The 10,836-nt window shown below is 57.8% G+C and carries 12 protein-coding genes and 1 tRNA gene; 10 read left to right on the top strand and 3 right to left on the bottom strand.

Annotation, left to right across the window (positions count from 1 at the left end; genetic code table 11):
- The first annotated feature begins 17 nt into the window (after positions 1-17).
- Positions 18-2,156, top strand: a complete 2,139-nt coding sequence (locus ACUTJJ_RS15330; RefSeq protein WP_445542698.1) for a sodium-translocating pyrophosphatase — start codon at positions 18-20, stop codon at positions 2,154-2,156.
- Between the two features lie 74 nt (positions 2,157-2,230).
- Here ACUTJJ_RS15330 and ACUTJJ_RS15335 read toward each other — a convergent pair whose 3' ends face one another.
- Positions 2,231-2,761: an outer membrane protein assembly factor BamE gene (locus ACUTJJ_RS15335; protein WP_063951289.1), complete on the bottom strand. Its 531-nt coding sequence runs from the start codon at positions 2,759-2,761 to the stop codon at positions 2,231-2,233.
- A gap of 271 nt (positions 2,762-3,032) precedes the next feature.
- Between ACUTJJ_RS15335 and ACUTJJ_RS15340 the strand changes: the two genes are divergently transcribed.
- The 8 genes from ACUTJJ_RS15340 (at position 3,033) to ACUTJJ_RS15375 (ending at position 9,423) form a co-directional block, all read left to right on the top strand.
- Positions 3,033-3,572, top strand: coding sequence for a ubiquinol-cytochrome C chaperone family protein (locus tag ACUTJJ_RS15340; protein ID WP_445542699.1), 540 nt, complete (start codon positions 3,033-3,035; stop codon positions 3,570-3,572).
- 8 nt (positions 3,573-3,580) lie between these two features.
- A complete protein-coding gene (locus ACUTJJ_RS15345; protein WP_063951393.1) occupies positions 3,581-4,144 on the top strand; it encodes a YceD family protein in 564 nt (187 codons plus the stop codon).
- A gap of 101 nt (positions 4,145-4,245) precedes the next feature.
- Positions 4,246-5,307, top strand: a complete 1,062-nt coding sequence (gene plsX, locus ACUTJJ_RS15350; RefSeq protein WP_144574863.1) for a phosphate acyltransferase PlsX — start codon at positions 4,246-4,248, stop codon at positions 5,305-5,307.
- A gap of 4 nt (positions 5,308-5,311) precedes the next feature.
- Positions 5,312-6,283, top strand: coding sequence for a beta-ketoacyl-ACP synthase III (locus tag ACUTJJ_RS15355; protein ID WP_445542700.1), 972 nt, complete (start codon positions 5,312-5,314; stop codon positions 6,281-6,283).
- A gap of 240 nt (positions 6,284-6,523) precedes the next feature.
- Positions 6,524-6,862 carry an integration host factor subunit alpha gene (locus ACUTJJ_RS15360; protein WP_063951285.1) on the top strand — a complete coding sequence of 113 codons (339 nt, stop codon included), beginning with the start codon at positions 6,524-6,526 and terminating at the stop codon, positions 6,860-6,862.
- Positions 6,863-7,127: 265 nt separating this feature from the next.
- On the top strand, positions 7,128-7,661 hold the full coding sequence (locus tag ACUTJJ_RS15365; RefSeq protein ID WP_003502237.1) for a MerR family transcriptional regulator: 534 nt from the start codon (positions 7,128-7,130) through the stop codon (positions 7,659-7,661).
- A gap of 163 nt (positions 7,662-7,824) precedes the next feature.
- A complete protein-coding gene (locus ACUTJJ_RS15370; RefSeq protein ID WP_445542701.1) occupies positions 7,825-8,556 on the top strand; it encodes a nuclease in 732 nt (243 codons plus the stop codon).
- A gap of 396 nt (positions 8,557-8,952) precedes the next feature.
- On the top strand, positions 8,953-9,423 hold the full coding sequence (locus tag ACUTJJ_RS15375; RefSeq protein ID WP_445542702.1) for a DUF2335 domain-containing protein: 471 nt from the start codon (positions 8,953-8,955) through the stop codon (positions 9,421-9,423).
- A gap of 3 nt (positions 9,424-9,426) precedes the next feature.
- Here ACUTJJ_RS15375 and ACUTJJ_RS15380 read toward each other — a convergent pair.
- Both ACUTJJ_RS15380 and ACUTJJ_RS15385 read right to left on the bottom strand, forming a co-directional pair.
- Positions 9,427-9,509, bottom strand: a tRNA-Leu gene (locus ACUTJJ_RS15380).
- 282 nt (positions 9,510-9,791) lie between these two features.
- Positions 9,792-10,322 (bottom strand): DUF4142 domain-containing protein, encoded by a 531-nt coding sequence (locus ACUTJJ_RS15385; RefSeq protein WP_063951283.1) that lies wholly within the window; start codon positions 10,320-10,322, stop codon positions 9,792-9,794.
- A 254-nt stretch (positions 10,323-10,576) separates the two neighbouring features.
- On the opposite strand from ACUTJJ_RS15385, the gene ACUTJJ_RS15390 reads away from it, so the two are divergent.
- Positions 10,577-10,836: heavy-metal-associated domain-containing protein (locus ACUTJJ_RS15390; protein WP_445542703.1), on the top strand; the 260-nt coding region annotated here is incomplete at its 3' end.

Below are 10,836 nucleotides of genomic sequence, written 5' to 3' on the forward strand. Positions count from 1 at the left end.
TTGGGAGGTAAGTGCGCATGACCGTAATACCGATAGTAATTGTATGCGGTGTCCTGTCCGTTGTTTACGCGGCATGGGCCACCAAAAGCGTTCTCGATGCCGATCAGGGCAACGAGCGCATGCGTGAAATAGCAGGTTATATCCGTGAAGGTGCGCAGGCTTATCTCACCCGTCAGTATCTCACCATCGCCATCGTCGGCCTGATCGTCGCCGTTCTGGCGTGGTCTCTTCTCTCATCCATGGCTGCCATCGGCTTCATCATCGGCGCGGTTCTGTCCGGGGTTGCCGGTTTTGTCGGCATGCATGTGTCCGTGCGCGCCAATCTTCGCACCGCGCAGGCTGCATCCCACAGCCTTTCCGCCGGTCTCGATATCGCCTTCAAATCGGGCGCCATCACCGGCATGCTGGTGGCTGGCCTGGCGCTGCTGGGTGTCTCCATCTATTATTTCGTCCTGACGTCGGTGATGGGCCACGCGCCCGGCTCGCGAGAAGTGATCGATGCGCTGGTGTCGCTTGGCTTCGGCGCATCGCTGATCTCCATCTTCGCCCGTCTCGGCGGCGGCATCTTTACCAAGGGCGCGGATGTCGGCGGTGATCTCGTCGGCAAGGTGGAAGCAGGCATTCCCGAGGACGACCCGCGCAACCCCGCAACCATTGCCGACAATGTCGGTGACAACGTCGGCGATTGCGCTGGCATGGCAGCCGATCTTTTCGAGACCTATGCCGTCTCCGTCGTTGCGACCATGGTTCTCGCGGCCATTTTCTTTGCCGGCACGCCGGTGCTTGAGAGCGCCATGGTCTATCCGCTGGCGATCTGCGGCGCCTGCATCCTGACGTCGATTGCCGGCACCTTCTTCGTCAAGCTCGGCACTAATAATTCCATCATGGGCGCGCTTTACAAGGGGCTCATCGCCACCGGCGTCTTCTCGGTCGTCGGTCTTGCGGTCGCCACCCATGCGACGATCGGCTGGGGCACGGTCGGCACTGTGGCCGGCATGGAGATAACAGGCACCAACCTCTTCTTCTGCGGATTGGTGGGCCTTGTCGTGACGGCTCTGATCGTCGTCATTACCGAATATTACACCGGCACCAACAAGCGTCCGGTCAATTCCATCGCACAGGCCTCGGTTACCGGCCACGGCACCAATGTCATCCAGGGCCTTGCCGTCTCTCTGGAGTCGACGGCACTGCCCGCCATCGTCATCGTCGGCGGCATCATCGGCACCTATCAGCTCGGTGGCCTCTTCGGCACGGGCATCGCGGTGACGGCCATGCTCGGCCTTGCCGGCATGATCGTCGCCCTCGACGCCTTCGGCCCCGTCACCGACAACGCGGGCGGTATCGCCGAGATGGCAGGCCTTGATCCCGACGTGCGCAAGGCGACCGATGCGCTGGATGCGGTCGGTAACACCACCAAGGCCGTGACCAAGGGATATGCCATCGGCTCGGCCGGTCTCGGCGCGCTGGTTCTATTTGCCGCTTATGCCAACGACCTTTCCTTTTTCGCAGCCAATGGCGATACCTATCCCTACTTCAAGGATGTCGGCGAGATTTCCTTCAGCCTCGCCAATCCTTACGTGGTTGCCGGCCTGCTGTTCGGCGGTCTCATTCCCTATCTCTTTGGCGGCATTGCCATGACGGCTGTCGGCAAGGCCGCGGGTTCGATTGTCGAGGAAGTGCGCCGGCAGTTCCGCGAAAAGCCCGGTATCATGGCCGGCACGGAAAAGCCGGACTATGGCAAGGCCGTAGACCTGCTGACGCGTGCGGCAATCAAGGAGATGGTCGTCCCTTCGCTGCTGCCGGTTCTGGCGCCCATCGTCGTCTATTTCGGCGTGCTCGCGATTTCCGGTTCCAAGGCATCGGCCTTCGCAGCATTGGGCGCGTCACTGCTTGGTGTCATCATCAACGGCCTGTTCGTGGCGATCTCCATGACTTCGGGCGGCGGCGCCTGGGACAATGCCAAGAAAAGCTTCGAAGATGGCTTCGTCGACAAGGATGGCGTGCGCCACGTTAAGGGATCGGACGCACACAAGGCGTCGGTAACGGGTGATACGGTCGGCGATCCCTACAAGGATACGGCTGGTCCGGCCGTCAATCCTGCAATCAAGATAACGAATATCGTGGCCTTGCTGCTGCTCGCCGTTCTCGCCCACTAAGGCTTGTTAATCCGCCAAATGAAAAGGCCCGGGGAGCGATCCCCGGGCCTTTGAATGTTCCACTCCCGCCACCGTCAGGGAGCGTTGCCGCTTTGGCCGAGAATGCTCTTGGCGATATTGGCGCCCGACGTGCCGCCCGAGAGCAGCTGCTGGAGGAAGGTGAGGTCCTTGCCGCCCGTCGGCGTGGTGCGCGAAATCGTGTCGAAGACCTTGCCGTCCTGCAGCGTGTAGTTGGCCTTGCGCTCGATCACGCCATCCTTGTTGAAATAGATCGCGAGAATGTTCTGCTCGACCAGCGACGGCTTCATGAAGGCGGCACGGCGCACGCGCTTCTGCGAGATGTAATAGAACACCTCGTTGCCGAACGTCGCGGTCGTGGAGGGCGTGCCCATGGTCAGCAGCACCTGCTCGCGGCTCGAACCCTCGGGGATCAGCTGGAGCGACTGCTCGTCCATGACGTAGCCGTTGTGGAAAACATCTGTCGTGCTGGTGCAGGCGGAAAGCAGACCGGATGCGAGCACGATTGCAATGGCGGTCTTGCTCAGAATTTTGCCGTGACTTGCGGATTTCTGCTTGCTCAACTGCTTTTCCCCGACTGCGATCATGAATGGCACCTTCCGGCATTGCGTGGTGCACAGTGTCTGTGCACATGATTGTGTCAATCCGGGGACGGAAAATCCCGATCACCCCCCGAATTCAATGCTTTCCCGGACGTTTGGAGCTCCTCCGGTTCTCTTCGACTGTTTCAGCCCAAAGACGAACGTGACCGCGACAGCATTGCAATTCGTGGATGCTTCGGTAAACCAGCTTTGACGATCATGCAACAAGTGCGATGGGCGGTTAGCGCATTCACCCGTCCCGTTCGGAAAAAAAACGATGATATTCGGGCTTTTCAGACAGAAAAACAACAATCGGGCCATCGTCGACAGGCAATATGCCACGCTGACGGCGGCGGCCCGCACGCCTGGGTTTTATCTCGATCTGGGTGTGCCGGATACGGTCATGGGCCGTTTCGAGATGCTCTCGGCCGTCATGATTCTCTATTTCCGTCGCACCAAATCCTCTGGCGTCAGCGGCCAGGAAATCGCCCAGGAAATCGTCGACGCTTTTTTTCAGGACCTCGATCATTCGATCAGGGAACTTGGGATCGGTGACCAGGGCGTGCCGAAACGCATGAAGAAATTTGCCGGTATGTTTTATGGACGGCTGGAATCCTACGCTTCGGCGCTGGATGCCTCCGACCGCGTTGCTCTTGCCGCAGCGCTCCGGCGCAATATATATCCGCAGGCAGATGACAAGGCGCCGGACATGGAAGGGCTGGCGGGCTGGATGATGCAAGCATCCGATGCCATTGCCGCCCAGTCCGAAGAAACGATAGCAACCGGAAGCCTGACGCTGCCCCTGCCTGGACAATGAGGTTCACGATGAACGCGCGACACCCCGCAAATGACGACCTGCCGTTTTCCTACCCCGTCAAGGTAGGCCATATTTCCGCCAATCCGGTGAGGATTGGTCTGGAAGCCAGCGCCGATGAACTCAAGGCCCTGGCGAAATTCTGGGATGTGGTTTCCGTCGAATATCTGAAGGCAGAGCTGCAGGTATCCCGCTGGAAGAAGGATGGTGTGAAGGTAAAAGGCGAGGTGCACGCGGCGGTCACGCAGTCCTGCGTCGTGACGCTGGAGCCGGTTTCGAGCAAGATCGATGAGACCATCGAGCAGATTTTCGTGCCGGAAGGCTCGAAACTGGCCCGCATGGTCACCAACGAGGAAGGCGAAATAGTGCTCGATCCAGATGGTCCTGATATTCCAGATCAGTTCACAGGCGACAGCATCGATGTCGGCGCCGTCGTTGCCGAATTTGCCGCCCTTGCCATCGATCCCTATCCGCGCAAACCGGATGCGGCGTTTCCCGAAACGGCCGAAAAAGAACCTGAAGAAGAGAAGCGGCCATCGCCCTTTGCCGTGCTGAAAGACTGGAAAAAAGACTGAATGGCCCAGCCGGGCCGAAATAATTTTATTGTAACGAAGGCCGGAAAAGGTATTTTCGCGCAAAATCCGCTTGATTGGCGGCAGTTAAGGATAAGGGACGCGTGATCAGAATTGCAATTGACGTCATGGGTGGCGATTTCGGCCCAGATGTTGCCATCCCCGGCGCTGCCAAGGCGCTGGAGCGGCACAACGATGTAACTTTTCTGCTCTACGGGCAGAAGAGCAAATGCGAGCCCATTCTGGCACAATATCCCGCACTCCGGGAGAAATCGGTCTTCCATGATTGCGAAGTCTCGGTCAGCATGGATGAAAAGCCGAGCCAGGCTTTGCGCCGTGGTCGCTACGTCTCCAGCATGTGGCGCGCGATCGAGGCAGTGAAACTCAATGAAGCCGACGTGGCCGTTTCTGCCGGCAACACCGGTGCGCTGATGGCCATGGCGAAATTCTGTTTGCGCACCATGGCGCGGGTGGAGCGCCCGGCAATCGCCGGTATCTGGCCGACGCTGAAAGGCGAAAGCATCGTGCTCGACATCGGTGCAACGATAGGCGCCGATTCCCAGCAACTTCTCGACTTCGCCCTGATGGGCGGGGCCATGGCCCGCGCGCTGTTCGATATCGACCGTCCGACCGTGGGCCTGCTCAATGTCGGTGTTGAAGAGGTCAAGGGCCAGGAAGAGGTTCGCGAGGCAGGCCGGCTGATCCGCGAGGCCGATCTTGGCACCATCGACTATCGCGGCTTCGTTGAAGGTGACGACATCGGCAAGGGCACGGTGGATGTGGTGGTGACGGAAGGCTTTACCGGCAACATCGCGCTGAAAGCCGCCGAAGGGACCGCACGCCAAATTACCACGCTTCTGCGTGAGGCGATCTCCCGCAGCTTCTTTGCGAAGATCGGGTATATTCTGGCAAAAAGCGCCTTCGATGTGCTGAGAGAAAAAATGGACCCTCGCAAGGTCAATGGTGGCGTGTTTCTGGGCCTCAACGGCATCGTCATCAAGAGCCATGGCGGGACGGATGCCGTTGGTTTTGCCTCGGCCGTCGATGTCGGCTACGACATGGTTCATAACGGCCTCACGGCCAAGATTGAGAATGATCTGAAAATTTACCACGCAAGACGGCTTCCGCCCCCGGCGCCCGAAGCTCTCGTGGCTGACGAGGAATAAGGGAATGATCCGCTCTATAGTTCGTGGTTTCGGGGCAGCGCTTCCGAAGCGTGTCATGACCAACAGCGAAATCGAAGGTGTCGTGGAGACATCCGACGAATGGATCGTGCAGCGCACCGGCATCAAGCAGCGCTATATCGCTGGCGATGACGAAACCACGGCGTCGCTCGGCGAGGCAGCAGCGCGTGCGGCGCTCGACAGTGCCGGTCTCACGCCCGACGATATCGATCTCATCATTCTGGCTACCTCGACGCCGGACAACACGTTTCCGGCGACGGCTGTAAACATCCAGAACCGTCTTGGCATGACCCATGGCTTCGCCTTCGACATGCAGGCCGTCTGCTCAGGCTTTGTCTATGCGGTGTCTACCGCCGATCTCTATATCCGCGGCGGGATGGCCAAGCGCGTCCTGGTGATCGGTTCTGAAACCTTCTCGCGGATCCTCGACTGGAAGGACCGCACCACCTGCGTTCTCTTCGGCGACGGCGCCGGCGCGCTGGTTCTGGAAGCGGGCGAAGGCGAGGGCACCTCTGCCGATCGCGGTATTCTGACGGCGCAGCTGCGGTCCGACGGCTCGCACAAGGAAAAGCTCTATGTCGACGGCGGACCGTCCACGACCGGCACGGTCGGCCATCTTCGCATGGAGGGCCGGGAGGTCTTCAAGCATGCCGTTGGCATGATCACCGACGTCATCGAGCAGGCTTTCAAAGCGACGGGCACGACATCGGATGACCTCGACTGGCTGGTTCCCCACCAGGCCAACAAGCGCATTATCGACGGCTCCGCCAAGAAGCTCAACATCGACCCGGAAAAGGTCGTCATAACCGTCGATCAGCACGGCAATACCTCGGCTGCCTCCATTCCCCTGGCGCTTGCGGTTGCGGCGGGCGACGGACGCATCAAGAAGGGCGATCTCGTCATGCTGGAGGCCATGGGCGGTGGCTTCACCTGGGGCGCCGTCCTGCTGCGCTGGTAGGGCGTTTTTCTTCGTTTGAGAGCGCGGCGGCGCGAATTCCGCCGTGTTTTTTGCCCCCGCGCCCCTCACGAAGCGCCAAAGCGGCCCCGCCCTGTTGCAAAACCGTATCGGTCACCTAAGCCCTTGCAGTGATTGCCGAAAGCCTCCAATGAATCTGGAACAATCCCTTGACCGGTCGCCACAAGGGAAATAATCTCGGCGGCTCCTAGAGAAAAATTCAGACACGGTTTGTGGGGAAAAATGGCCGGGAAGACAGTGACACGCGCAGATCTTGCAGAATCTGTGTTTCGTAAAGTCGGGCTGTCCCGCACCGAATCCGCCGAACTGGTCGAAACGATCATCGACGAAATATGCAACGCGATCACCCGTGGCGAGGTCGTAAAGCTATCGTCGTTCGCCACCTTCCAGATCCGGGAAAAGAACGAGCGTATCGGACGCAACCCGAAGACGGGTGAGGAAGTTCCGATTTCGCCGCGTCGGGTGATGACCTTCAAGGCATCGAACGTGCTGAAACAGCGTATTCTGAAGGCTCACACGGCCCGCAAGGCCAAGCAGAAGGGCCAGAAGACCGGGGCTTGAGCAGCCCGACAGTCCACCAGGACCTCGTCTTCGGGCGACATCGCAACACAGTTTTACCATTCTTCCTGTGAACACACTTGAAATTCAACGGGCAAGCCGTTGAAATCTGGTCGACTCACATCATAATCAATTTTAGTGATTTGTATTTACCGCAACGGTGTCTGCGCGGGTCTTGGTAGACAGCAATGGTTCCCAGCGGTGACAGGCGTTCTCGTTCAGTGTCCGGCCAGGTGCATGGCGCTCCGGTTTGGATAGGAGTGGAAATTTGGACAAAAGCCCCGACGCGTTCCGGACGATCAGTGAAGTGGCGGACGAGCTGAACCTGCCGCAGCATGTGTTGCGGTTCTGGGAGACGCGCTTTCCGCAGATCAAGCCGATGAAACGGGGTGGGGGCCGCCGTTATTATCGTCCCGACGATATCGATCTGCTCAAGGGCATTCGACACCTTCTTTATGACCATGGCTACACCATCAAGGGTGTACAAAAACTTCTGAAAGCCAACGGCAACCGCTTCGTGGCAGCCATTGCCTCCGGTGATCTCGCGACCATGGAAGCCATCATGGCTGCAAGCGGTGAGAAGGAAGTCGCCGAGCCACGCGTGATCGATACCGATGGTGACGAGGTTGTCGGTCGCCCGAAAGCCAAGCCGAGCGGCCGCTTTTTCGGCTTCGGCGGCGGCAATAGTGATGCTGAAATTTCGGTAGGCAAATCAAGCATTGGTAAGGACGATCAGGCCTTGTTGCAGGAAGCGCTGTTTGATCTCCTCGAATGCAAACGCCTGCTCGATCAGGTGCGTTAACGGTTTTTCCACAGCTGTTTTAATCGTTCCCGCACATCGTCCCTGAAAAAACAAAGAGTTAGGTATTTTCGCGCATAGAGCGAAAAGCGAAGCGCCGGCGGCTCGCCAACCTTTCGGAAACTCCTTTGGCCGATAATGCGGCTCCGTTAAAAGGAGTCCGATCGTGAGCAACCGAAAATCGACAGCGCGACGCCGCACGGCGAAGAAATCGAGCGGCGGCAGCGTTTGGCCCTGGGTGCTGATGCTGGGCGTGGTCGCCGGCGGCATCCAGGCCTATGAACATCGCGATAGCCTTATGCCGCAACGTCACTTCGCGAAGGCCACGTCGTCGTCATCCGCCAGCGCTCCGAAGGTCGCGACCGTGCCCAAGCGCGAGGCGGTCACGCCAGAGAAGGTCGCTTCTATCCGTCCTTCATCGCCCGCCTTACCCGGCAGCGGTCCCGTGCCGCCGCGCGCCATCGCCATGCCAGCCGTCTCGCAGCCCACCCAGGTTGCCGCTATCCAGCCTGAACCTCGTCCCTCAATCGAGATAGTATCGCTTGGCGAAAAGGCGGGCGCCTTCGCATTTTGCGGCCGCTCTGGCCTCAACAACTGCGTCGCGGACGGCAATACCTTCTGGATGAAGGGCGTGAAGATGCAGCTTGCCGGCATTGAGGTGCCGCAGATCGACCGTGCGCGCTGCATGGAAGAGCGTCAGCGCGGCTTCATCGCAAAGGTCAGGCTTCGCGACATGTTGAATGCCGGCGCTTTCGACGTCTCCTCTTCAGGTGATGCGGGCGGGCAGGCGGCAGAGCGTAAACGGCTCTCCCGTTCCGGCGTCTCCTTCGCCGATCAACTCGTTCGCGAAGGCCTCGCCCACCCGGCCTCTGCAAAAAATCAGTCGTGGTGTGGCTGAGGCCCCGCTGGTCTGGAAAGTGGCTGTGGGTTGCCTATCTATATGCCGCGCACCGTTTTAAAAGACACTGGATCGTGGCGGTCAAGAGCTAGGCCAAGAGATCAATAAGTGTCTTTCAAAAGTTGAGGTTTAGATATAACGTCATAGTGTGATCACGATTTAACGGAAGGCTGCGATAGCAACGACCTGCCGAGCGCCGTGCCTTAAATTTATGAGGAAATGAGATGACCCAAAAAAAGCAAGCTTTTTCAGCGGGCTTTGTCACAGGATTTGCCTCGCCTTTTAGATTTTTCATAAAAACGCCGATCAAAAACCAAAATGCTTCAGTCGGTAGGGCCGTGCACGATGTCGGTGCTGCATTTTTTGAAGTCATGAGAAGCGAAGGTGCGTTCCCAAGTGGCGAAGCGCGAAACACCAAAAGAACCAGAGGTTCCAGAGAACACGGAGAAAGAAACCCTTGAAGGCGAAGTTGAAGTCCAACTTGCGCCTGTCCTCAAAGACTTAAATCGAGTCCAGCGAGAACAAATTTTAACAAAAGTCACAGCCATTGTTAAAACTGAGGCTTTCTCTGGACCTTTGCCGCATCCTCGTCATCTGGAGGAATACAATCTTATCGTCCCAAACGGGGCTGATAGAATTTTCAAGATGACGGAGAAAGTTATTGAGAGCAATATCAGCGTAAACGAACGCGGGCAAAAATACGAACAGATCTATAGAATGACCGGCATGATTTTGGGGTTCTTTTCCCTCATGTTGTTGGTCGTTTTAGCCTTTCTCGCCGGGTGGTACGAAATGCTGCCGCTAGCGGCACTTCTGTTGGGCGCCACAGTCGTCGGTTCCATAGGAATGTTTATCAAAGGCAGATAGTTTTGGTACGGGCGGCGGGACTCGAACCCGCACGCTTTCGCTCCGGATTTTAAGTCCGGTATGTCTACCAATTCCATCACGCCCGCAGTGATTGCGACACCTTCTATAGAACATGGCGACCACGCGTCAACCGATCTCTTAAGAGTGGTAAGAACGTATCATTAGTGCTGTGCTTGTGCCACTTAAACACTTTGGGGCGACTAGAAAGGTCAATTCTCCGAGTGTAGTGAGCTTAGTTCCTCGGTGCGAAAATGCCGACCATTGGTCTTGCGGGTTCAAGTCCCGCCGTTTGCACCAGCTCCATCCCTTGTCAATGGAGGGTGATAGCGCCGGCCAGCGCTATGATGCGGCTGGCCGGGCGGTGATGGTCACTTCTTGTCGAGACCCTGAGCCATTTCAAGGTGGTGTTGCAGCGCCGGCAGGGTTTTTGCTGCCCAGGCCTTCAGTTCCGCATTGTCCCCGCCTTCAGCATAGCGCTTGAAAAGATCGACTGCATCCTCATGAGCGTCGACCTGGTCGTCGATATATTCTTCGTTGAATTCGGCGCCATCGAGTTTGGCGAGATCGTCGATTTCTTCCTTGTGATCATCGGTGAGCGCAGTAGCGGGCGTCCCCTTCACCTTGCCTCCAGAAAGAAGAGCTTTCAGTTCCGAGCTGGTTTTTTCGTGTTCCGTAACCATCTGCTGGGCGAAGGCCTTGGTCGCCTCGTCGCCCTTGGTCAGCGCGAGCTTGCTCGATTCGATTTCGAAGAGGTCACTGGCAGAAACCTGCATCACGAAGTCTTCGGTTTTTGGCGCAACGCCGAGCGCGGAATTAATGCCCGTCGTTTCCGTTGCGGATTGCGCCATGGCGGTGCTGGCGGCGAGCGCAAGCGCGAGAGTTAGAATGGTCTTCTTCATCAATCTGCCTCCTGATTGTTGGAGCCAATCCAACCGAGGTGCAGGTGGATTGTTCCTGAAGCGACCCAAAGAAACCGTACATCGAAGCTGTTTTTCCTTTGGATTACCATCATTTGTGTCGGTGAGGGGGGCGGGGAGATACCGCCAAACACGGCATTTGTGCGAAGGTGAAACTTATCGAAAAGAACCTATTGACCTTGCCACGATGGGAAGCCCTATCTTTTTTCCAGTACAGGAAGAAAGGGGTCATAAGCATGTCACAAATGGAGATCCGTGCCAGTCACCAGATCGCGATCGACGGCATGACCTGCGCCTCCTGTGTCGGTCGCGTTGAAAAGGCCATTGCCAAGGTGCCGGGCGTTGTGAAGGCCTCGGTCAATCTGGCAACGGAACGGGCCGACATCGCCTTTTCCGGGCCGCCGGATGTGCCCGCCGTTATCGAGGCGGTGCGGCAGGCCGGTTACGGCGTCGATGAAAAAACGATCGAGCTCAATATTGAAGGCATGACCTGCGC

Source organism: Agrobacterium sp. DKPNP3, from assembly GCF_052686535.1.

Coding starts and splice junctions, on each gene's coding strand:
- ACUTJJ_RS15340 (WP_445542699.1), top strand. CDS start 3,033: ATGATATTCGGGCTTTTCAGACAGAAAAACAACAATCGGGCCATCGTC.
- ACUTJJ_RS15345 (WP_063951393.1), top strand. CDS start 3,581: ATGAACGCGCGACACCCCGCAAATGACGACCTGCCGTTTTCCTACCCC.
- ACUTJJ_RS15385 (WP_063951283.1), bottom strand. CDS start 10,322: ATGAAGAAGACCATTCTAACTCTCGCGCTTGCGCTCGCCGCCAGCACC.
- ACUTJJ_RS15330 (WP_445542698.1), top strand. CDS start 18: ATGACCGTAATACCGATAGTAATTGTATGCGGTGTCCTGTCCGTTGTT.
- ACUTJJ_RS15355 (WP_445542700.1), top strand. CDS start 5,312: ATGATCCGCTCTATAGTTCGTGGTTTCGGGGCAGCGCTTCCGAAGCGT.
- ACUTJJ_RS15360 (WP_063951285.1), top strand. CDS start 6,524: ATGGCCGGGAAGACAGTGACACGCGCAGATCTTGCAGAATCTGTGTTT.
- ACUTJJ_RS15335 (WP_063951289.1), bottom strand. CDS start 2,761: ATGATCGCAGTCGGGGAAAAGCAGTTGAGCAAGCAGAAATCCGCAAGT.